Origin of the sequence: Streptomyces sp. GbtcB6 (assembly GCF_019091475.1) — a bacterium.
Taxonomy (GTDB): domain Bacteria; phylum Actinomycetota; class Actinomycetes; order Streptomycetales; family Streptomycetaceae; genus Streptomyces; species Streptomyces hyaluromycini.
This window is the reverse complement of sequence record NZ_JAGXJL010000007.1, coordinates 222,536-244,396: the sequence shown is the minus strand read 5'-3', so window position 1 is coordinate 244,396 and position 21,861 is coordinate 222,536. Positions and strand designations below refer to the sequence as shown.

At 71.7% G+C, this 21,861-nt stretch carries 22 protein-coding genes; 18 read left to right on the top strand and 4 right to left on the bottom strand.

The features are described from left to right. Positions 1-6: 6 nt before the first annotated feature. Both KVT45_RS14945 and KVT45_RS14940 read left to right on the top strand, forming a co-directional pair. Entirely contained in the window at positions 7-858 is an 852-nt protein-coding gene (locus KVT45_RS14945) for a thioesterase family protein (RefSeq protein WP_217547646.1), read from the top strand. 227 nt (positions 859-1,085) lie between these two features. After that, on the top strand, positions 1,086-1,475 hold the full coding sequence (locus KVT45_RS14940; RefSeq protein WP_150133373.1) for a hypothetical protein: 390 nt from the start codon (positions 1,086-1,088) through the stop codon (positions 1,473-1,475). 73 nt (positions 1,476-1,548) lie between these two features. Here the strand turns inward: KVT45_RS14940 and KVT45_RS14935 are convergent, their stop codons facing one another. Next, positions 1,549-2,178 (bottom strand): TetR family transcriptional regulator, encoded by a 630-nt coding sequence (locus tag KVT45_RS14935; RefSeq protein ID WP_217547644.1) that lies wholly within the window; start codon positions 2,176-2,178, stop codon positions 1,549-1,551. 120 nt (positions 2,179-2,298) lie between these two features. Here KVT45_RS14935 and KVT45_RS14930 point away from each other — a divergent pair, with 120 nt between their 5' ends. The 4 genes from KVT45_RS14930 (at position 2,299) to KVT45_RS14915 (ending at position 5,084) form a co-directional block, all read left to right on the top strand. Then, complete coding sequence (locus KVT45_RS14930) at positions 2,299-2,466, top strand: hypothetical protein (protein WP_089098627.1); 168 nt, start codon at positions 2,299-2,301, stop codon at positions 2,464-2,466. Between the two features lie 35 nt (positions 2,467-2,501). Then, the gene (locus KVT45_RS14925; protein ID WP_217547785.1) at positions 2,502-2,774 is read left to right on the top strand and encodes a DUF4190 domain-containing protein; all 273 of its coding nucleotides are present in this window, start codon (positions 2,502-2,504) and stop codon (positions 2,772-2,774) included. A 141-nt stretch (positions 2,775-2,915) separates the two neighbouring features. Next, a complete protein-coding gene (locus KVT45_RS14920) occupies positions 2,916-4,079 on the top strand; it encodes a cysteine desulfurase family protein (RefSeq protein ID WP_217547642.1) in 1,164 nt (387 codons plus the stop codon). Between the two features lie 243 nt (positions 4,080-4,322). Continuing rightward, complete coding sequence (locus KVT45_RS14915) at positions 4,323-5,084, top strand: intradiol ring-cleavage dioxygenase (RefSeq protein WP_217547783.1); 762 nt, start codon at positions 4,323-4,325, stop codon at positions 5,082-5,084. Between the two features lie 71 nt (positions 5,085-5,155). On the opposite strand, the gene KVT45_RS14910 is transcribed toward KVT45_RS14915, so the two are convergent. Beyond that, positions 5,156-6,481 carry a hypothetical protein gene (locus KVT45_RS14910; RefSeq protein WP_217547641.1) on the bottom strand — a complete coding sequence of 442 codons (1,326 nt, stop codon included), beginning with the start codon at positions 6,479-6,481 and terminating at the stop codon, positions 5,156-5,158. Positions 6,482-6,645: 164 nt separating this feature from the next. On the opposite strand from KVT45_RS14910, the gene KVT45_RS14905 reads away from it, so the two are divergent. From KVT45_RS14905 to KVT45_RS14870, 8 genes are all read left to right on the top strand, one after another. Continuing rightward, positions 6,646-7,482, top strand: coding sequence for an SDR family NAD(P)-dependent oxidoreductase (locus KVT45_RS14905; RefSeq protein WP_217547639.1), 837 nt, complete (start codon positions 6,646-6,648; stop codon positions 7,480-7,482). Between the two features lie 67 nt (positions 7,483-7,549). Then, entirely contained in the window at positions 7,550-8,389 is an 840-nt protein-coding gene (locus tag KVT45_RS14900) for an amidohydrolase (protein ID WP_217547638.1), read from the top strand. A 235-nt stretch (positions 8,390-8,624) separates the two neighbouring features. Then, positions 8,625-9,995, top strand: a complete 1,371-nt coding sequence (locus KVT45_RS14895) for an FAD-binding oxidoreductase (protein WP_217547636.1) — start codon at positions 8,625-8,627, stop codon at positions 9,993-9,995. A 25-nt stretch (positions 9,996-10,020) separates the two neighbouring features. After that, on the top strand, positions 10,021-11,028 hold the full coding sequence (locus tag KVT45_RS14890) for an ABC transporter substrate-binding protein (protein ID WP_217547634.1): 1,008 nt from the start codon (positions 10,021-10,023) through the stop codon (positions 11,026-11,028). Then, positions 11,025-11,801: an ABC transporter permease gene (locus tag KVT45_RS14885; protein ID WP_217547632.1), complete on the top strand. Its 777-nt coding sequence runs from the start codon at positions 11,025-11,027 to the stop codon at positions 11,799-11,801. Before KVT45_RS14890 ends, KVT45_RS14885 begins: the two co-directional genes overlap by 4 nt. After that, positions 11,798-12,637: an ABC transporter permease gene (locus KVT45_RS14880; RefSeq protein WP_217547630.1), complete on the top strand. Its 840-nt coding sequence runs from the start codon at positions 11,798-11,800 to the stop codon at positions 12,635-12,637. Before KVT45_RS14885 ends, KVT45_RS14880 begins: the two co-directional genes overlap by 4 nt. Beyond that, on the top strand, positions 12,634-13,443 hold the full coding sequence (locus KVT45_RS14875) for an ABC transporter ATP-binding protein (RefSeq protein WP_217547629.1): 810 nt from the start codon (positions 12,634-12,636) through the stop codon (positions 13,441-13,443). Before KVT45_RS14880 ends, KVT45_RS14875 begins: the two co-directional genes overlap by 4 nt. Before the next feature lie 136 nt (positions 13,444-13,579). Continuing rightward, positions 13,580-15,607 carry a hypothetical protein gene (locus KVT45_RS14870; RefSeq protein WP_217547627.1) on the top strand — a complete coding sequence of 676 codons (2,028 nt, stop codon included), beginning with the start codon at positions 13,580-13,582 and terminating at the stop codon, positions 15,605-15,607. Positions 15,608-15,779: 172 nt separating this feature from the next. On the opposite strand, the gene KVT45_RS14865 is transcribed toward KVT45_RS14870, so the two are convergent. Both KVT45_RS14865 and KVT45_RS14860 read right to left on the bottom strand, forming a co-directional pair. Then, a complete protein-coding gene (locus tag KVT45_RS14865; RefSeq protein ID WP_217547625.1) occupies positions 15,780-16,562 on the bottom strand; it encodes an SDR family NAD(P)-dependent oxidoreductase in 783 nt (260 codons plus the stop codon). Between the two features lie 39 nt (positions 16,563-16,601). Further along, a complete protein-coding gene (locus KVT45_RS14860; protein ID WP_217547623.1) occupies positions 16,602-17,354 on the bottom strand; it encodes an SDR family NAD(P)-dependent oxidoreductase in 753 nt (250 codons plus the stop codon). Positions 17,355-17,461: 107 nt separating this feature from the next. On the opposite strand from KVT45_RS14860, the gene KVT45_RS14855 reads away from it, so the two are divergent. The 4 genes from KVT45_RS14855 to KVT45_RS14840 are packed head-to-tail and all read left to right on the top strand — an operon-like array spanning position 17,462 to position 21,861. Continuing rightward, positions 17,462-18,346 carry a fumarylacetoacetate hydrolase family protein gene (locus KVT45_RS14855; protein ID WP_217547622.1) on the top strand — a complete coding sequence of 295 codons (885 nt, stop codon included), beginning with the start codon at positions 17,462-17,464 and terminating at the stop codon, positions 18,344-18,346. A gap of 7 nt (positions 18,347-18,353) precedes the next feature. Continuing rightward, entirely contained in the window at positions 18,354-19,175 is an 822-nt protein-coding gene (locus tag KVT45_RS14850) for a fumarylacetoacetate hydrolase family protein (RefSeq protein ID WP_217547620.1), read from the top strand. Further along, positions 19,172-20,392, top strand: a complete 1,221-nt coding sequence (locus tag KVT45_RS14845; protein ID WP_217547618.1) for an amidohydrolase family protein — start codon at positions 19,172-19,174, stop codon at positions 20,390-20,392. Before KVT45_RS14850 ends, KVT45_RS14845 begins: the two co-directional genes overlap by 4 nt. Beyond that, on the top strand, positions 20,389-21,861 hold the full coding sequence (locus tag KVT45_RS14840) for a carboxylesterase/lipase family protein (protein WP_217547617.1): 1,473 nt from the start codon (positions 20,389-20,391) through the stop codon (positions 21,859-21,861). Before KVT45_RS14845 ends, KVT45_RS14840 begins: the two co-directional genes overlap by 4 nt.

Genomic DNA, 21,861 nt, shown 5'->3' with positions numbered 1-21,861 from the left:
TCAGGCATGCCTGAAGCAGCATCCACGCGGGCCGTGATCGGTGACAGCGAGTTCGACCGCGACACCGCGGTCATCCGGCGCGCTCCCGGGGTCTACGACATCGACCTCTCGGCCGGCTGGACCATCATCAGCGCCGTCAACGGCGGCTACCTGCTTGCCGTGCTCGGCCGGGCGCTCGCGGACACGCTGCCGCACCCGGACCCGTTCACCGTCTCCGCGCACTACCTGACCGCGTCCCAGCCGGGCCCGGCCGTGATCCGCACGGACACCGTCCGTACCGGCCGCACCCTCTCCACCGGCCAGGCCTCGCTCTTCCAGTACGACGACGAGGGCAACGAGGTCGAACGCATCCGCGTCCTCGCCTCCTACGGCGACCTCACCGCCCTCCCCGACGACGTCCGTACGACGGCGACCCCGCCCGCCTTCCCGCCGATGGAGCACTGCTTCGGCCCGGAGGACGGCCCGGCCCCGGTCGACGGCAGCTCCGCCATCACCGAGCGCCTGATGCTCAAGCTGGACCCCGCCACCCTCGGCTGGGCCCTCGGCGCGCCCTCCGGCAAGGGCGAGATGCGCTCCTGGTTCGGCCTCGCGGACGGCCGTGACGCCGACCCGCTCTCCCTCCTGCTGGCGGTGGACGCGCTGCCGCCCACCGCGTTCGAGATCGGCCTCAAGGGCTGGGTCCCCACGGTCGAACTGACCGTCCACGTCCGCCACCGCCCCGCCCCGGGCCCGCTGCGGGTCTCCATCACCACCCGCAACCTGGCCGGCGGCTTCCTGGAGGAGGACGCCGAGGTCTGGGACAGCGCGGACCGGCTGGTGGCCCAGTCCCGCCAGCTGGCCCGGGTCCGCCTCGGCTGAACCCGGCCGGCGCGTCCCGGTTTCGACGGCGGGAACCCCGTTCTGTCACGGGCGTGTACCAGGGAGTAGGCGCCCCCTCGGAGTGAACTGCCAGGTCAGCACCGCTTCTTGGGGAGTGCTTTACCTCCTTGACAGGCGGTGAACAGCGGGGGCCCAAGAATGCCTTAAGCGCCGTTGATTGAGTGCCACTCCTCAGGACTCCCTCATCCTCAATGGAGTTGTCTCTCATGAAGCGTGTACGTCTCGTCCCCGCCGTGGCTCTGCTCGCGCTGTCCCCGCTGCTGCTGACCGCGTGCGGCGGTTCGGGCGACTCGTCGTCGTCCGGCAGCGGCAACTCCGGCCAGCAGAGCTGTCAGCAGCCGACCGGCAACGCTTCGGGCCGGCCGAGCGGCGCCCCGACCGGCAACGCCTCGGGCGCTCCGAGCGGCGCTCCGAGCGGCGCCCCCACCGGTGCTCCGACCGGCAACGCCTCGGGCATGCCCAGCGGCGGCCCCGGCGCCGGCGGCCAGGGCGGCCCCGGCGGCGGCATGGGTGGCTGCGGCGGCGGCCAGGGCGGCCCCGGCGCCGGCGGCGCGGCACCCAGCGGAGCGCCGACCGCCCAGTCGACGAAGAGCTGACCGCACGGCTCGTACGACAGGGGCGGCGCGTCCGGTGAACGGACGCGCCGCCCCTTCGTGTTGCCGGACAGCACTAGTCCAGCCAGTGCTGCCGGCCGAGGCTGATCAGCCGCATCTGGCGGGTGGCGACCTGGGCGACGCGCTGCCGCTCCGCCTCCGAGGGTTCCGGGGACTCCAGGGTCTCCAGGAACAGGGAGGCGGTGATGAGCATCTGGTCCACATAGAGGTGGGCGAGCATCAGCAGGTCGTCCTCGTTCCACCCCTCGGCCTCGGGGTCCTTGGCCAGCTCGGCCCTGACCTCCTCGGCGAACCGGGCGAGCTGGTCCCGGATCGCCTCCCGCACCGGCTGCACCCCGCCGTGCCGCTCCCGGGCGATGAACCGGACGTGCGCCGGGTGCGCGGCCACATGGTCGGCGATCAGCCGCACGGCCCGGGTGATGCGCTCCGCGCCGGCCGTGGCGACCGTCGTACGGACCATCGGGTGCAGGCTGCCGAGCGCCTCGTCGACGAGGGCGACGCCGAGGTCGGCGGTGGAGCGGAAGTGCCGGTAGAAGGCGGTCGGGGCGACACCGACGGCCCGGGTGACCTCGCGCAGTCCCAGGCTGCTCAGGCTCTGCTCCTCCAGCAGGGCGAGCGCCGCGTCCAGGAAGGCCTGGCGGGTCTTCTGCTTCTGGGCCTGTCGGATGCCGAGGGTGTGACTCATGTCATCCAGTTAACAACTGTTCTCCGGAATTGAAAAGCCGAGTGAGTTGCTAGACTCAAAGTCAGTGAACAACTGTTACTACAACCGTTCACCCAAATGTAACGGAGGGGGATCGAACCCATGCTGTTCCTCGTCGCCGCACTCATGCTGCTCGGCGTGGTGCTGGGCACCGTGGCCCACGCACCGCTCGACGTCACCGCAGGACTGGCCGCCGTGATCGTCGTCTGGCTGGCCGTCTTCGCACTCCGCGAGCGCCTCGCCCGCCGCCGCCACACCTCGGCCAACTGACCTTCCGCCCACGCTCACTTGAGGAGCCGAGCATGATGCAACTCACCGCCCCCGCCACCCCCCGCCCCCAGACCCGCACCCGCGACGCCGACGGCATGGCCGTCGCGTCCTTCATCCTGGGCCTCCTGGGCCTCCTGGTCCTCAACCTGTTCCTGGGCCCGATCGCGATCATCCTGGCCCTGGTCTCCCTGTGGCGCGGCACGGCCCGCAAGGGCCGCGCATACCTGGGCCTGACCCTGGGCGTGGCCGACCTCGCGGTCCTGGCGATCGCCATGGCGGCCTCGAACACGATCTCCTGGAGCCTGTAAGCAGGGTCCAGGACAGCGCGCCCCGAGGGGCGCGGGGAACTGCGCGACCAGCCACACCCAACCGGCACCCGCTCACCGGCACAGGCCCCCTACGGCGGCTAGGCGACCCTCACCCCGCCCCACCGTAGAATCGACGTCATCATGGCCTACCTCGACCACGCCGCCACGACCCCGATGCTCCCGGAGGCAGCCGCGGCCCTCACCGCGCAGCTCGGCGTCACCGGCAACGCGTCCTCCCTGCACGCCTCCGGCCGCAAGGCCCGCCGCACGGTCGAGGAATCCAGGGAGACCCTCGCGGAAGCGCTCGGCGCCCGCCCCAGCGAGGTCGTCCTCACCTCCGGCGGCACCGAGGCCGACAACCTCGCGGTCAAGGGCCTCTACTGGTCCCGCCGCGACGCCGACCCGGCCCGCACCCGGATCCTCGCCAGCCCCGTCGAACACCACGCGGTCCTGGACGCCGTCCACTGGCTCGGCGAACACGAGGGCGCCACGGCGGAGTACCTCCCCGTCGACACCTACGGCCGGGTCCACCCCGAGGCGCTGCGCGAGGCGATCGACCGCAACCCCGACGACGTGGCCCTCGCCACCGTCATGTGGGCCAACAACGAGATCGGCACGGTCCTGCCGATCCGCGAACTCGCCGCCGTCGCGAACGAGTTCGGCATCCCGCTGCACTCCGACGCGGTCCAGGCCTTCGGTCAGATCCCGGTGGACTTCGGCTCCTCCGGCCTCGCCGCGATGACCGTCTCCGGCCACAAGGTCGGCGGCCCGTACGGCATCGGCGCCCTGCTCCTCGGCCGTGAGTACACCCCCGTACCGGTCCTGCACGGCGGCGGCCAGGAGCGGCACGTCCGCTCCGGCACCCTCGACGTCCCGGCGATCGCCTCGTTCGCGGTGGCGGCCCGCCTCGCCGCCGAGCGCCGCGAGTGGTTCGCCCGGGAGATCGGTACCCTGCGCGACGCGCTGGTCGACGCCGTCCGTACGGCCGTACCGGACGCGATCCTCGGCGGTGACCCGGTGGACCGCCTCCCGGCCAACGCGCACTTCACCTTCCCCGGCTGCGAGGGCGACTCGCTGCTCCTGCTGCTCGACGCCCAGGGCATCGAGTGCTCGACGGGCTCCGCGTGCACGGCCGGGGTCGCCCAGCCGAGCCACGTCCTGCTGGCCACCGGCACCGACCCTGACCTGGCCCGCGGCACCCTGCGCTTCTCGCTCGGCCACACCTCGACCCAGGCCGACGTCGAGGCGGTCGCGAAGGCGATCGGCCCGGTGGTGGAGCGGGCTCGGGCGGCTGGGCTCAGCTGACCGGACCGGCCGGTCCGGACCACCTCCGGGACACGCGGAATTCGCACCGACTCACCTCCAAAGAAGGTGAGTTGGGGGTTTTGCCTCCAGGGATCTCACAGTGCGTGGCCATGGCCCGCCTCAGGTCGGTCCTTAAGTTCTCCTGACATGACAGACAACGCCTCTGCCTCCGAGCAGACCCCCGAGCCCGTTTCCGTCGACTCCGTCTCCGCCCAGTCGGGTCGTCACCGCACGGACAACACCATGAAGCGGCGGCGCGTGCTGATCGGCGGCGCCACCATCGCCGCGGCCGGCGGGCTGATGGCCGCGGGCCTCGCCTCCGCCGACACCACCACCTCGGAGAGCGACTCCGACGCCTCCACCACCGTCAGCAGCGACGCCTCCTCCGATGTCTGCACCCTCACCTCGGAGGTCACCGAGGGCCCGTACTGGCTGGCCGGTGCGCTCGTCCGCGAGGACATCCGCGAGGACCGGGAGGGTGTCGAGGTCCAGTACACCTTCACCGTCGTCGACCAGGCCAACGACTGTGCCCCGCTGGAGAACGCGCTGGTCGAGATCTGGCACGCGGACGCCCTCGGTGAGTACTCCGGCTACGTCGGCAAGAACGGCCACACCGAGACCGACGACAGCACCTTCCTGCGGGGCGGTCAGACGACCGACTCCAACGGCCAGGTGAGCCTCATCTCGATCTGGCCCGGCCACTACGTCTCCCGGGCCGTGCACGTCCACATGCGGGTGCACACCGACGTGACGCTGACCGACGACTCGTACACGGGCGGCTCGATCATCCACACCGGTCAGCTCTTCTTCGACGCGGACATCAACTCCGAGATCCAGGCGACCTCGCCGTACTCCGACAACACCACCACGGAGACCCAGCTCGACGACGACACGATCTACGACGACGGCGGTGCCTCCTCCGGCCTGCTGACCCTGACCGCACTGGGTGACAGCGTCTCCGACGGGTACGCGGCGACGCTCACCGTGGGTGTCAGCTCCTCCTGAGGCCGACGGGCCCGGAGCACCTGACACCGCAGGCCCGGTGGCCGACCCGTCACGGCCGCCGGGCCGGCCGCTCACCCCAGTGCGCGGACCAGCGCCCGGAGCTCCTCGTCGGTGGCGAGGCGGTTCTCCCGGGACATCAACTGCCTCACCTGATCGAGCAGTTGGTCCAGGGCGGCCGGCGGCAGCTCGATGCCGAGGGCTGCCGTCCGGTCGGCCAGGGTGTAGGGGCCGCTGTCCGGGGTGAAGGGGATCCGGCGCTCGTTGCCGACCAGGGACGGCTCCACGCAGTTGTGGAGCAGCGGGTCGACCGAAGTCTCCTGGGTGATGAAGTCCAGGCCGCCCCAGCAGAAGGCATCCGGGCCGGTGACCGGGTGGTTCCTGGCGGGCTGATGTCCGGTCAGTTCGGCTCCGTGCCGGGCGAGTTCGGTCAGGGTCTCGGTGCGGATGCCGGTACGGACGCCGTAGACGGCCTCGAAGGCCATTGCGGTGGCGGCGAGATCGGCGTTGCCGGGGCCGCCGCAGTAGCCGTTGACCGACAGTTCGACGGCGCCGGCCCCGGCCCGGACGGCGGCGACCGCGCAGCCGACGGCCAGTCCGAAGGTGTTGTGCGGGTGCAGGCCCACCGCCACGTCCGGCGCCAACTCCAGGGTCCGGCGCACGAGATGGCCGTACGCCTCGGGGCTCAGCGCGCCCGGCCCGTCGAAGAGGGTCAGTTCGCCGGCCCCGGCCGCGGTGAGCGCCGCGACGGTCGTGGCGTGGTCCTCCTCCGTCAGGTACGACACCATCAGCATCGGCGCGATCACGTCCAGGCCCCGCGAGCGCGCGTACCCGATGAGCCGGGCGGCCCGGTCCAGTACTGCGGTCCGGTCGCGCGGGGTGTCCGGGGTGCGCCACTCCTCGCCCCGCCATGCCGCCGCGTACACCTCGGGCCGGTAGAGCAGTGCCGTCTCGCCGAAGCCCTGCACCCACACCTGCACGGCGTCGTAACCGGCCCGCGCGGCCCGGTCGATGTCGTCCGTCGAGCGCATCAGCGGGCAGATCACCCGGCACTCCGGGTTCTCGCCCTTGACCAGGTCCACCTCCGCCTTCAGCACGTCCTCGGCGCGCCGGCCGGGTCCGGCGGTGACGACCTCCGGCACCCCGGTCGCCACCACCCGTCGCAGGAACGCCCGCTTCGCCCCGGCCGTGGCCGTGACGCCCGGCAGGGTCTCCAGGGAGCGCAGGGTCGCGTCCCGCAGCCGGACCGTCCCGGGCAGCGAACCCACCACGTCCGTACGGCGGTTGAGCGGGCTCACCGACCAGCGGCCGGGCTCGTGGGCGCCGGGTTCCCGCCGGTCGGCGAGCTCGGCGCGGAAGCGGGCGATCTCCTCCGGGGTGAAGACGGGGGGTTTCCGCACAGGGGTCCTCCAGGTTCTTCGCGTACGCCCCATACAAGCCCTCTGTCGACACCCTTGGCAAGAAGGCGCCGAGTATCCGCACGACGAAGGCCTCATGTTTACTTTGTGTCGACACTTGGCTATGACTGTCGGCAGGCTCCGTACCCCCATGGAGGGAGGCTCCTGTGCTTCAGGACACGCCAGAACACCCGCTCAGTGCCCGTTCCGGGCGGCTCGCCGGCAAGGTCGCCGTCATCGGCGGCGCCGGAAGTGCCGGCCCCGGCTGGGGCAACGGCCGTGCCGCCGCCGTGCTCTTCGCCCGCGAGGGCGCCACCGTCCTGCTGACCGACCGGGACAAGGACGCGCTGGAGGTCACCGCGGACCAGATCCGCGCCGAGGGCGGCACGGTCCGCACCGATCTCCTGGACGTCACCGAACCCGACGCCGTCCAGGCCTACTTCACCGATGCGGCCGCCCGGACCGGCCGCATCGACATCCTCGTCAACAACGTGGGCGGCTCCCGGCCGGGCGGGGTCGCCGAGCTGAGCCTCGCGGACTGGGAGAGCCAGCTGCGGACCAACCTCACCAGCGCCTTCCTCGCCTGCAAGCACGTCATCCCGGTCATGCGGCGGGGTGGGGGAGGGGCGATCGTCAACACCGCCTCCTGCTCCGGGCTGCGCTGGACCGGGGCCGCGCAGGTCGGGTACGCGGCGGCCAAGGCGGCGGTCATCCAGCTGTCCAGGGTGACGGCCGTCCAGTACGCGCCGGACGGCATCCGCGTCAACACCGTCGTCCCGGGGCAACTGCACACCCCGATGGTCGAGGCCCGGCTGGCCGGGCAGCGCGCCGGCGGGGACGTGGCGAAGCTGCTCGCCCAGCGCCAGGCCCGGATCCCGCTCGGCTTCATGGGGGACGGACGGGACACGGCGTACGCGGCGCTGTTCCTGGCCTCCGACGAGGCGCGGTTCGTCACCGGCACCGAGATCGTCGTCGACGGCGGAATGACGGCGCGCTGTGACTGAACCCGCCGCCACCGCCCCGCCCCACCCCCCTTCGCCGGGCTGCCCGCCCCCGCATCCCGCGCCCCGGATGCCGAAGCTCCGTCTGCCGCCGGGCAGTTGCGACGCCCACTGCCATGTCTTCGGGCCCGCCGACGTCTTCCCCTACGCACCGGAGCGCACCTTCACCCCGCTGGACGCGCCCAAGGAGCAACTCCGGGCCCTGCACGCCCACCTGGGTCTGACGCGGGCGGTGGTCGTGCAGTCGTCCTGCCACGGCCACGACCACCGGGTGCTGCTCGACGCCCTCGCGGCCGGGGAGGGCAGGATCCGGGGGGTGGCCCTGATCGGCGAGGCGACCGGCCGGGCCGAGGCCGAGGAACTGCACCGGGCGGGCGTACGGGCCTTCCGGCTCAACTTCCTGCCGCATCTGCGGAGCCGGCCCACCAGCGCGGAGATCGACGCCGTGCTGGAACGCGTGGACGGCCTCGGCTGGGCCGCCCAGCTCCATGTGCGGGGCGAGGACCTGCCGGGCCTGGCGGGCGTCGTACGCGCTCTGCCCGGCCGGGTGGTGATCGACCACATGGGCCGGGTCGACCTCGCGGCGGGCAGGGACGGTCCGGCCGTGCGAAGCCTGCGCGGGCTGCTCGACACGGGGACCGTGTGGGTCAAGGTCAGCGGGGTCGACCGGGTCTCCGTGCAGGGGCCGCCGTACGACGACGCCGTCGAACTCGCCGCGTCCCTGGTCGCGTACGCGCCCGAACGGATCGTGTGGGGCACCGACTATCCGCACGTCAACATCACCGGCACGCCCCCGGACGACGGCCTACTGGTCGACCTCCTCGAACACATCGCACCCGACCCCGCCCACCTGCGCCGACTGCTGGTGGACAACCCGGCCGAACTCTTCGACTTCGAGGCGATCCGATGAAGCGCCCGCAGGTGACGCGCCCCAAAGGGGCGCGGGGCGGTGTCTGATGTGCGGCTACCGCCGCGTGGGCGCGATCAACCACAACGGCGCCGCTCCCAACCGCCAACCCATCTTTTCGGCCTCCCCAGCGAAGCGTCTAGTGTCGCCAGAGATGCCAGATATTTGCGCTGCAGATGCCTTGAAGGCTGAAAGTGTCGACAGTATGGTCCCGGATGAAACGCGTGAGGAGACGGCCATGCACCAGCTGCCCCAGGGCACCCTCATCCGGCGCGGCGACGCGGCCTACGAACGGGCCCGTCTCGACGCCGTCTGGAACGAACGCAAACCCGACCGCCACCCCGACGTCATCGTGCTCGCCGGGAGCGAGCGGGACGTCGTCGCCGCCGTCCGGCTGGCCCGCACCGAGGGATGGCGGATCGGCATCCGCTCCGGCGGGCACAGCTGGGTCGGCAACGGCGTCCGCGACGGCGGGATGCTGCTCGACCTCTCGCGACTGACGGAGGTGACCGTCGACCCGGCCACCCGGACGGCGACCGCACAGCCGGCGGCCACCGGACCCGGCCTGCTCGAAGCCGCCGCCCCGCACGGCCTGTTCTTCCCCACCGGCCACGCCCCGACCGTCGGCCTCGGCGGCTTCCTGCTCGGCGGCGGCTACGGCTGGGACTCCCGCCACCTCGGCCCCGCCTGCCTGAGCATCCGGGCCGTGGACGTCGTCCTCGCCGACGGCTCCCTGGTGCACGCCACCGACACCGACCACCCGGCCCTGCTGTGGGCGGCGCGCGGCAGCGGCCCCGGCTTCTTCGGGGTCGTCACCCGCTTCCACCTCGACCTGCACCCGGCGCCGAAGCGGCTGCTGCGCACGCTCCACAGCTACCCCCTGAGCCTGCGGGACGAGGTCCTGGCCTGGGCGTACGACATGCTCGAACTGCTCCCGAGGGAGGTCGAGTTCTCGGCCAAGGTCGGCTTCGTGGAGGGCCTCGACCGGCACACCGTGTCGGTCACCGCGACCGCCTTCGCCCAGGACGACGACTCCGACCCGCTCGCGCTGCTGGAGACCGCGCCCTTCCGGGCCGAAGCTCTGTGCGCGGTCGGGAGCGCCCGGACGAGCATGGCCGAGCTGTACGGGCACGCCGACCGGATGACCCCGGCCGGGATGCGCTGGGCCCTCGACGGGATCTGGACCGATGAGCCGGTCGACAAGGTCCTGGACGCGGCCCGGCCGCTGTTCGACTCGGTGCCCGGCACCACCAGCCATGTCCTGTGGATGCTGTGGGGCGGCTTCCCGGAACGCCCCGACGCCTGCTGGTCCAGCCAGGCCAAGCTCTACCTCTCGCCCAACGCGGGCTGGACCGACCCCGCCGAGGACCTCCGCCACGAGCGGTGGGCGCACGGCGAACTCGCCGCGATCCAGCACCTGTCGAAAGGGCTGCAGTTCTCCGACAACAACGTCGCGGACCGCTTCGACCACGGGCTGAGCCCCGCCAACGCGGCCCGCCTGGAGGAGATCCGGGGCGCCTACGACCCCGACGGCCTGTTCCGCACCTACCTGACCCCCGCCGAGTCCACCACCGCCTACGCCGCCGCGGGCCCCGCGCGGACGCATTGACCTTCCTCTCAAGGAGAGCCGTTTCATGCACACTTCGAGAATCCCGCGGCGCCGCACCCTCGTCCTCCTCACCGCCCTGGCCGCCACCGCCTCCCTGACGGCCACCGCCTGCGGCGGCGGGTCGGCCGCCGGCAGCCAGACCGCCGACGGCAAGGTGAAGATCACCGTGCTGCGCTCCAACGGCGCCATCTTCGAGCCGCTCTACATAGCCGAGCAGCAGGGCTACTTCAAGGACGCGGGCCTGGACGTCACCATCAAGGCCGGCGCCCAGGACACCTCGCAGAACGCGCCCTCCGTCCTCAACGGCGAGGCCCAGTTCGCGATGACGGACAGCTCCGGCTTCCTCAAGGGCGCGGCCCAGGGCCTGCCGGTCCGGATCGTCACCGGACTCCAGTCCGCGACGACCAGGACCGACCCCACCGACGGGCTCCTGGTGAAGAAGGACAGCGAGATCACCTCCTTCAAGGACCTGGAGGGCAGGACCGTCGGCGTCTCCGCCCTCGGCGGCACCATCCAGTTCATCTGCGAGTACCTGACCCAGAAGGCCGGCGGCGACCCCTCGAAGATCAAGTTCGTTGCCCTGCCGACCACTTCGCTCACCGACGCCGCCAAGTCCGGGAAGACCGACGCGGTGTTCTCCTTCGGCCCGTTCTACTTCGCCGCCAAGGACAGCGGCCTGCGCTCCATCGGCAACGGCATGAACGACCTGCCCGGCATGGTCCAGGGCCTGCTCTTCGCCAGCCAGAAGTACCTGTCCGCCAACGGCGACACCGCCAGGAAGTTCATCGACGCCGTCGCCGAGGCCATCACCTACGCCGACGCGCACCCGGCCGCCGTCAAGGCGATCGACAAGAAGTACACCCAGGTCGACGCCGGTTTCATCGACTCACACGACATCAGCTACTACGACAAGAACCTCGACAGGACCATGATGCGCACGGTGATCACGAAGATGCACGAGTTCGGCCTGCTCGACAAGGAGCCGACCGACGACGACGTGTACTGGGACCAGGCGCCCGTGGTGACCTCGTGAGGGTCCTGAAGGTCCGCTGCCTCCAACTCGGTGCGCTGGTCGCGGCGGTGGCCCTGTGGGCGCTCATCGCGGGGATGGGCGTGGTGAGTCCGACCGCGCTGCCGGGCCCCGCCGCCGTGGCCGCCGCCCTGGGCGACCTGCTGGGCAACGGCACCTACTGGCAGGCCGTCGGGGACACCCTGGACGGCGCGGTCACCGGCCTCGCGGTGGCCGTCGCCGTCGGCATCCCGGTCGGCCTGGTCACCGGGGTGTACGCGGCGGCCGAGGAGTCCTCCCGGCTGCTGGTGGAGATCCTGCGCTCCTTCCCGGTCATCGCCCTGCTCCCGGTGTTCCTCCTGGTCCTCGGCTCGACCCCGGGCATGAAGGCCACGGTCGTCTTCATCGCCTGTGTCTTCCCGATCCTGCTCCAGTCCCAGTACGGCGCCCGCAGCGTGACCCCGTCCGTCCACGAGACCGTACGGGCCTACCGCATCCCCCGCCTGCTGCGCCTGCGCCGGGTGGTCCTGCCCGGTGCCGTTCCGTCGGTGATGACCGGCCTGCGTCTTGCCGCGACCACCTCCGTGCTGGTCGCCATCGGCGTCGAGGTGCTCACCACCCTCCCCGGCATCGGCCACATGATCATGGAGTCGCAGCAGGCAGGCGCCTCCGACCGGGCCTACGCCTACATCCTCACGGCCGGCGCGATCGGCTACTCGATCACCCTGCTCGCTCAGTACGCCGAGCACCGGCTGCTGCGCCGGCGGCCTCCGGCGAGGGCGGGTGAGGCGGCATGACCGTCCGTGCGGCGATACGCCAACTCTGGCTGCCCGCCCTGGTGTTCGTGATCCTGTTGCTCTCGACCGAGGGCAGCACCAGCTTCTACTTCCCGCCCCTGACCACGGTCCTGCACACCCTGTGGGACCAGCTCGCGGGCGGCGGCCTCCTCGACGACCTCTGGTTCAGCCTCCGCAACATCGTCCTCGGCCTGGCCCTGGCCACCGTCGTGGGCGTTGCCGCGGGCCTGGTGATCGGCGAGGTCCGCATCCTGCGCCTGGCCCTCGGCCCCCTCCTGGACTTCGCCCGCGCCACCCCGACCGTCGGCTTCGTGCCGGTCATCATCCTGACCCTGGGCATCGGCTCGGGCCCCAAGATCTTCCTGATCTTCCTCGGCTCGCTCTGGGCGATCCTGCTCAACACCGTCGCCGGAGTGGGGCAGATCAACCCCGCCGTGCACGAGACCTCACGCGGCTACCGCGTCCCCTGGCATCTCCAGCTCCGCCGGGTGGTCCTCCCGGGCGCCCTGCCGCAGATCTTCGCCGGCATCCGGGTCGCCCTGTCCATCGCCGTCGTCCTCATGGTCGTCAGCGAGATCTACGGCTCGCCGATCGGGCTCGGCAACTTCATCCTGCAGAGCGGATCGAGCTTCCACGTCGCCGAGACCTGGGCCGGCACCCTCCTCATCGGCGTCCTCGGCTACGGCCTGAGCGTGCTGCTCCTGCTGTGCGAGCACGCACTGCTGGGCTGGTACCACCAGCGCGCTCCCCGGGCGCCCCGCACCCGCACCGTGACCACCGAGTCCGCCGAGCCCACGGAACCCATCGAGAAGAAGAGCAACGGAGTGGTCGTATGACCCGCGGATCCGCCCTCCATGTCGAGGATCTCTGCATGACGTTCGGCCTGGGCGGCCCGCAGGAGCACCGGGTGCTCGCCGGGCTGAGCCTGCGGGTGGACCCGGGGGAGTCCGTGTGCGTCGTCGGCCCCTCCGGCGCCGGCAAGACCACCCTGCTGCGCTGCCTCGCCGGACTCACCCCGCCCACCTCCGGCACCGTCCGCTACGGCGACCAGCGCCTCACCGGGCCGCACGCCGACATCGCCGTGGTCTCCCAGGACTACCGCGGCTCCCTGCTGCCCTGGATGCGGGTGTGGGACAACGTGGCCTTCCCGCTCCAGGGGCGGGGCGTGAGGAAGGGCACTCGAAAGGCGACCGCCCTTGAGTGCCTGGACGCCGTCGGCCTCGCGGACGTCGGCGACAAGTACCCCTGGCAGCTCTCCGGCGGCATGCAGCAGCGCGTCGCCATCGCGCGCGGCCTCGCCTACGACGCCCCGGTGCTGCTCATGGACGAGCCGTTCGGCTCGGTCGACGCCCAGTCCCGGTTCGACCTGGAGGACCTGACCCTCCAGCTGCGCCGCCGCCTCGGCATCACCGTCGTCGTGGTCACCCACGACATCGACGAGTCCGTCTACCTCGGCGACCGCGTCATCGTGCTCGGCGGCCGCCCCACGGCCGTACTCGACACCCTGACCGTCCCGTTCGGCACCGACCGCGACCAGCTCACCACCCGCGCCGACCCGCGCTTCGCGGAACTGCGCACGAGAGTGCTGGCCCGGATCCGCGGCGAGCGCCTCGACCAGGACGCCGAGCCCGCCCACAACTGACCCACCACACCACCGAGCAGGGGGGCGTGCGCCCGCGGGCGCCACGCGTGGCTCACCCCTGCCCGCGCATCCCCCGTGTCGCCGACCGGCGATGCCTCCTGCCCGAAAACACCGAAAGACAAAGGAGTCCACAGTGTTGCCCACCAACAGGCCCGACGACGAGCAGACTTCCTCCGTCACCGACCTGCTCGACCGGCCCGTCGCCAACCGGGCCCGCCCCCGCGCCCTCATCGTCGCGGTGGCCGCCGCCCTCGCCCCCACGCTGCTCGCCCCCGCCACCGCCCAGGCCGCCGGCGCCAAGAAGGCCAAGAAGGCCAAGGCGAGCACGATCACCGTCGGCTCCGACGAGACCCTCACCCTCACCGAGACCACCACCGCGACCGAGCTGGTGATCGAGGAGGGCGGTGTCATCACCGTCGGCGACGGCTACAGCCTCAGCCTCACCGTCAACGGCGTGGAGACCGGCAGCGAACTCGCCGCGCTCACCAACGGATACGGCGGCGTCGCCACCGCCATCGCGGCCGGCACCTACACCGGCACCATCGTCCTGAACGTCGCCGAGGCCACCGACGTCGCCTACAGCACCCTCACCTTCCCCTTCCGCCAGGCCATCTACGTCGACGCCGACGGCGTGGACGAGGACAAGTCCGTCCCCTCCGACGTGATGGACGGCACCGTCACCGACACCGGGGCCTCGGACATCACCCTGCTCTCCAACGGCGAGGCCTTCAACGGCGTCTACGTCGCCGGTGGCGGCAGCTACACCCTCACCGACCCGACCATCGCCTTCGACGGCAACGGCCGCTGCGACTTCGTCGGGTACGGCGCCGCCGTGGTCGGCACCGGCTCGGGCACCACCCTCGTCCTCGACGGCGCGAACATCAGCAACGTGGGCGTGGTCCGTACGGCGGTGATCGCCGACGCCACCGCCAACGTGATCGTCAAGAACTCCACCATCAAGTGCGCCGACGGTGTCGTCCCCGCCGAGTACCCGGCCGCCGGCACCGGCGACACCAAGTACATGATCACCGTGCCGTGGATGCTGGGCATCTCCGGCAACGTCCGCGCCACCAACCTGCTCGGCGCGAGCACCAAGGCGTCGTACATCAACTCCTCGATCTCCTCGGAGAAGTGGGGCGCCCTGTCGGTCGACGGCGGCAGCTACTGCACCCTCACCGCCATCAACAGCACCATCGCCAACACCGGCGGCCAGGGCTATGGCAGCTACGCCATCGGCAACGTCACCGAGCACTTCCTCGGCTGCACCTTCGACGTCGGCGACTACGCCCTCATCCACTGGGGTGCCTCGGCGCACTACGGCGACAGCACCAAGGACGCCGTCTCGGACCTCAACGACTCCCTCTCCCTCGGCCTCACCTCGGCCGAACTGGACGACCTCCCGGTCCAGTCGACCACCATCGACGCGGGCCGCTTCATGGTCCTGTGGTACGCGGCGGGATCGGTGGCCGTCGACGGGGGCACCCGGATCACCACCGGCGAGACCACCTTCATGTGCAAGGCGGTCGCGGGCACCGTCACCGTCGACGGCTCCGACGGCGCCACCGTCACCACCGGCAACGGCGTCCTCTTCCAGCTGATGGACACCGACCGCCCGAGCAGCGTCACGGTGTCCGGCAAGCCCTGGTCCAGCGAGACGACCGGCACCTACACCGAGCCGACCGGCTCCCCGGCCAGGTCGTCGAGCTGGGACCCGACCACCTCCCAGTCCACCGACGCGAAGGGAACCTTCACCGACATCGCCCTGACCGGCGACTTCTACAACTCGGTCTGGGGCGGCGGCAACGCGAGCCTCCAGGGCCAGAACCTCACCCTCTCCTTCACCCGCACCACGGTCGAGGGCGTCATCTCGGCGAGCACGGCCAAGCACAGCGTCTCCACGATCACCAGGACGGAGTACCGCGAGATCAGCGAGGTCACCAACACCCCGAGCGCGGTGGTCAACAACGGCGTCCTGGTGGCCCTGGGCGAGTCGTCGACCTGGACGGTGACGGGAACGTCCTACCTCAGCGCCCTCACCCTCGCATCGACCGCGTCGATAACGGCCCCGACCGACAGGACGGTGACCCTGACGGTCGACGGTACGGCAGCGACCATCACCCCCGGCCAGAGCTACACCGGTGCCCTGACCCTGACGGTGTCGTAAGAAGACCGACAGAAGAGAGCCGGCCCCCGGGGATGGACGCGAACCGAATCCCGGGGGCCGGAGCTTTTGGACGGAGGGCCTGAGCCTTTCAGCTTGGGGCGCGGCAACTTACCCAGGGGCGCGAGGAACTGCGCGACCGACCCCCACCCACCCGCACCCGAATCACGACGTTCTACGCCCCAATCATGTTGTATCCCCCATCAGCCACCAAGAAGCCTCCTGTGATGTGCCCGGCATCCTCGGTCGCCAAGAACAAAGCCGCCCCCGCCAGTTCCTCCGGCCCAGGTATACGGCCGAGCGGCGTAGCAGCCCTGAGCACATCCCCCCGCCCGCTCTTCCAGTCTTCGCGCCCCAGCGTCGCCGCGGTCTCGATGAACCCCGGCGCGAAGACGTTCACCCGCACCTTCGGCGCGAACGCATGCGCATAGGACTTGGTCAACCCGATGATCCCGTACTTCGCGGCCGCGTACTGCGGCGCCCGCGCACTGCCCCGCACCACCACCGTCGACCCGATGTTCACCACCGCCCCGCCCCCCTCCTGCTCCAGCATCCGCCCCCCGAACTCGTGCGTGCACAGCAACGTGCCCTTGATGTCGACGGCGAGCACATGGTCGATCGACTCCGCCGTGATGTCCCGCCAGGACATCTGTTCACGGGCCACGTCCCCCACGTTGTTGACCGCCACGTCCAGCCGCCCGAAGTGCGCCCACACCTCCTCCGCGAGCCGGGCGATCTGGGCGTGCTCGGAGATGTCGGCCTGCACGACGAGCGCCTTGCGGCCGAGCGCGGTCACGCGCTCGGCGGTCGCCTCGGCCCCCGCGCGGGAGCCGCGGTAGTGGACGGCGACATCGGCACCCTCCCGCGCCGCCCGCACCGCGATCTCGGCACCGAACCCGGTACCGGCGCCGGTGACGAGGACGGTCTTACCGGCGAATCGTTCGAACACGGCGGTCATAAGGCCTCCCAAGCCTCGAAGGTCATCGTGGGTCGGAATTCAGACGAGCGTCCGTCCGCCGTCGACGTACAGCACCTGCCCGGTGACGAACGCCGCGGCATCGGACGCGAGGAAGAGCACGGGCCCGGTCAGGTCGGCGGGCCGGCCCAGCCGGCCCGCGGGGACGAGGGACTCCAGGGACGCCCGGACCCCCGGCCCGGCGAGGTACTCACGCGTGAGGTCGGTCTCGGTGTAGCCGGGCGCGACCGCGTTGACGGTGACCCCACACGCCGCCCACTCCCGGGCCATGACCCGCATCAACTGGTCGACGCCCCCCTTGGTCGCCGCGTACGGCGCGTGGTCGGCGTGCGCCAGCAGTCCCGACACGGACGAGAGGTAGACGATCCGCCCGTACCCGGCCGCCACCATCACCCCGCCCACGGCCCGCCCCAGCCAGAACGCGCTGTCGAGGTTGACCGCGGTGATCCGCTCCCACACCTCGTCCGGGGTGTCGAGCACCGGCCGCCGGTCGTTCACCCCCACCGCGTGCACGAACACGTCGATACCGCCGAGCAGTTCGACCGCGCTGTCGACGACGTCCCGGCAGGCGTCCGCCGAAGTCAGGTCGGCACACAGCCCCTTGACGGAACCGGGCCCGGCCGACGCGGCCACCTCGGCCGCCCTGTCCTCGTCGACGTCAAGGACGACCACCGCCGCATCCGCCCCGGCGAACCCGTCCGCGACCACCGCACCGATCCCGCCGGCCCCGGCGACCAGCACCCGGGCCCCAGTGAAGTCCCATGTCGTCCGCATGCTTCGGACGGTAGGTCACCGCACCGATTGGTGTCCACACTTTGCACGCCTATTGACGATCGGGTGGCCCCAGGACAGGCTGTCTGTCGACAGTTGAGGGAGGTCTGATGAAACTGGTGACGTTCTGCGACGGGCTGGACGACGGACTGGTGGGCCGGCTCGACGGAGACACCGTCGTGGAACTGGAGGTGCCCTCCACCCGCGCCTGGTTCGAGCGTGCGGGCCAAGTCGCCGAGACGGGGCGCACGTTCGCGCTCGCCGACGTCCGGCTGCGCGCCCCGATCGTGCCGAAGAAGTTCTTCCACACCGCCGGCAACTTCCGGGAGCACCACGAGGACCTGGCCCGCGTGGACTGGTCCCACCCGGTCAACAAGGGGATCGTCTTCTTCCAGAACGTCGACGCGATCATCGGCCCGGACGAGCCCATCGTGTACCCGGCGAACCTCACCCGGGAACTCGACTACGAACTCGAACTCGCCATCGTCATCGGCAAGCCGGGCCGCTTCTTCTCCGCCGAACAGGCCGTCGAGCACATCGCCGGCTATGTGGTCTTCAACGACATCACCGCGCGGGACATCCAGCGCCGCGAGATGGAGTCCGGGGTCTTCTCCTTCTCCAAGGCCGTCGAGACCTTCTGCCCGGTCGGCCCGTACATCGTCACCGCCGACGAGATCGACGACCCGCACGCCCTGGACATGGAGCTCAGGGTCAACGGCGACGTACGCCAGAAGTCCGACACCGGCCGGATGTCGGTCTCCATCCCGCAGCTGGTCGCCTACCACTCCCCGCAGACCTACAGCGCGGGCGACCTCGTCACCACCGGCACCGTCGCGGGCGTGGCCGCGAGCACCGAGGACCCGTTCGCCAACTACCTCAGGCCCGGTGACGTGGTCGAGGCGGAGATCGAGGGCCTGGGGGTGCTGCGCAACCCGGTGGTCTCCTGGAGAGAGGCGTACGGCGAGGACGAGCCCCCCGCCGGGCACTGGGTGTGACCGCCGGATGCGCATCGCACGCCTCGCCGGCCGTACCGTCCTGCTGACCCCGGACGGCGCCATCGACGTACCGGCCGCCCTCGCCGCCGACCCCTTCGCCCGCTGGGACGACCTGCGCCTGTGGTCCGCCGCCGCGACCGGCGCCCGCCCGTACGACGAGGCCGACCTTGAGCCCCCGGTGGCGGCCCCCCGCCAGATCTTCGCCGTCGCCCTCAACTACCGCCCGCACACCGCCGAGGCGGGTTACGAGGAGCCCGAAGTCCCGCTCGTCTTCACCAAGTTCGCCACCTGTCTCACCGGCCCGTACACCACGGTCACGCTGCCGCCCGGCCATGTCGACTGGGAACTGGAACTGGTCGCGGTCATCGGCCGGGAGGCCTGTCAGGTACCGGAGGAGAAGGGCTGGGAACCGGTCGTCGCGCTCACCGTCGGCCAGGACCTCTCCGAGCGGATCAGCCAACTCGCGGGCAGACCAGCCCAGTTCTCGCTCGGAAAGTCCTACCCGGGCTTCGGCCCCGTCGGTCCCGCGCTCGTCAGCCTGGACGAGGTCGACGACCCGGACGACCTGGAGCTCACCTGCGAGCTGAACGGCGAGACCGTCCAGCACGACCGCACCTCCAACATGATCTTCCCGATCCCCCGGCTGGTCGCCCACCTCAGCCGGTTCTGCACGCTCCTCCCCGGTGACCTGATCTTCACCGGTACCCCGGCGGGCGTGGGCAACCGCCGGATCCCGCAGCGCTTCCTGACCCCCGAGGACGAACTGGTCAGCAGGATCGGGGGAGTCGGCGAGATGCGGCACCGCTTCTGGAGGCCGAGGAACCCATGACCGGCACGCTCTTCACCGACGTCCACGTCTTCGACGGCACGGGCCGCGAGCCGTTCCCCGCGCAGGTCCTGGTCGAGGGCAACCGCATCGCCGCGGTCGCCGGGCACATCCCGCGCGGCCTGACCGCCACGGCCCGCGTGCTCGACGGAGGCGGCGGCACCCTGCTCCCCGGACTCGTCGACGCCCACACCCACCTCGGCTTCGGCTCCACCGTCGAGCACCTCTCCCGGCGCCGCGACGAACCCGACGAGGAGAAGGCCCTGCTCGTCGCGCACGCCGGCCGGGTCCTCCTCGACCACGGCATCACCAGCGCCTACTCCGGCGGCAACCGGCTGCCGCGCACGGAGGTCGCCGCCCGCAAGGCCTTCGCCGAGGGCTGGATGCCCGGACCACGCCTCAAGGCCGCCTCCTGGGAGGGCAGCGCCGGGATGGTCGAGCCCGGCGTCTACGACTTCCCCGGCGTCGACGGCCGCGCCTCCGACCCGGCGTCGGTCGCCCGGTTCGTCGCCGACATGGCCGAACTCGGCGTCGACATCGTCAAGCTGTCCCTCTCCGGCGAGAGCGCGGTCGTACAAGGGACCTCACGGATCGTGCAGTTCACCGACGAGGAGGTGGCCGCCGCCGCGTACACCGCCGAGAAGCACGGCGTCTGGCTCACCGCGCACGCGCACGCCGCCGAGTCGGTCAAGATGGCCGTTCGGCACGGCATCCGCGCCGTCTACCACTGCACCTTCGCCGACGAGGAGGCCCTCGACCTCCTCCAGGCTGCCCGCGACCGCGTCTTCGTCGCCCCCACCCCCGGCATCATCCACGCCAACCTCCACGAGGCCGGCGGCGAACCCGAGCCCGGCATGGAGGTCGAGGCCACCCGGGACGCCGTGTGCGCGGTCGTACCCGAACTCGTGGCGCGCGGCATCCGGGTCGTCCCCGGCGGCGACTACGGCTTCGCCTGGAACCCGGTCGGCCGCAATCTGCGGGACCTGGAGCTGTTCGTGGACTGGTTCGGCTTCACCCCGGCCGAGGCGCTGCGCGCGGCGACCGGGTACGGCGGCCAGGTGATGGGGATGGGGGAGGAGCTGGGGCTGGTCCGGGAGGGGTACCTCGCGGACCTGGTGCTGGTCGACGGCGACCCGCTGGCCGACATCCGGATCCTCCAGGACCGCGACCGACTGCGGGTGATCATGAAGGACGGCGTGCTGCACAAGGCGACCGGGTGATCAGGACCATCAGGACCACGATCGGCGCCGGACGGCTGGCGGGGGAGTACGACGGCGAGATCGGCGTCTTCCGGGGCATCCCGTTCGCCGCACCCCCTGTCGGCGAACTGCGCTGGCGGCCCCCGCAGCCCGCGCCCCCCTGGGACGGTGAACGCCGGGCCGACGCCTTCGGCCCGGCGCCGCTGCAGCCCCAGCCGCCCCGCGACTCGATCATGTACCACACCAACTTCGCCGACCGGCGGGCGCTGGTGATGAGCGAGGACTGTCTCCACCTGAACGTGTGGACCCCGGCCCCGGCGCCGGGCGCCCGGCTGCCCGTGATGGTGTGGATCCACGGCGGCGGCAACCGTTACGGCCACGGCGGCCAGGAGATCCACCACGGCCGTGCGCTGGCCCGGCGCGGCCTGGTCGTCGTCACCCTCAACCACCGGCTCGGCGCCCTCGGCTTCCTCGCCCATCCCGAACTCGCCGCCGAGGACGACCGGGGCGCCTCCGGCAACTACGGGCTGCTCGACATCGTCGCCGCCCTGACCTGGGTACGCGAGAACATCACGGCGTTCGGCGGCGACCCCGACCGGGTCACCCTCGCCGGCAACTCCGCCGGCGCCGCCCACATCTGCCACCTCATGGCCGCCCCGGCCGCCCGGCACCTCTTCCACGCGGCCATCGGCCAGAGCGCCTCGGGCATCGGCCGCGCGGAGGGCCCGCTGCCGGACCGGACCGCCGCGCAGAAGCACGGGCTGCGCTGGGCGGAGGACCGCGGCCTCGATGTGCTGCGCCGCCTGGACGGCGTCGAACTCGTCCTCAAGGGCCACTTCGGACCGGTCGTCGACGGCCGGGTCCTCATCGAACCCAGCGACGGCGTCTTCGGCACCGCCCGCCAGCACGCCGTACCCCTTCTCGTCGGGACCAACGACGACGAGGGCTCGGTGTACGCCTCGCTGGACATCCTGCGCCGGCTGCCCGTCGAGCCCGGCACGGACGCCGTGTACCCGCTGCGGGACGGCGACGAAGTCCGCCGTACGGCACGGCGGTTCACGGGGGAGAGCCGGTTCGCCTACCCGGTGTGGCACTGGGCGCGGACCCACGCGGCCGTCGCACCCACCTGGATGTACGGCTTCACCCGGACCCCGCCGCTGCCTCCCGGCCTTCCGCTCGCCCCGCCCCGCGACGGGCTCCCCGGCTACGGCGTCCACCACACCGCCGAACTGCCCTACACCCTCGACACGTTGACGGCCCGCGCCTGGCCCTGGACCGACGCCGACCGGGAGCTGGCCCGCACCATGGCCGACACCTGGGCCCGCTTCGTCACCCGTCACGACCCGAACGGGGGCACGCTGCCCGCCTGGCCGGTGTTCACGGGGGAGCGGGCGATGGTGTTCGGGATCGACGGGGTGGCGATGGGGCCGGTCCGGCGGCTCGACGCGCTGCGGCTGCTGGACCGGGTGCCCCGCCCCCTGCTCGACTGA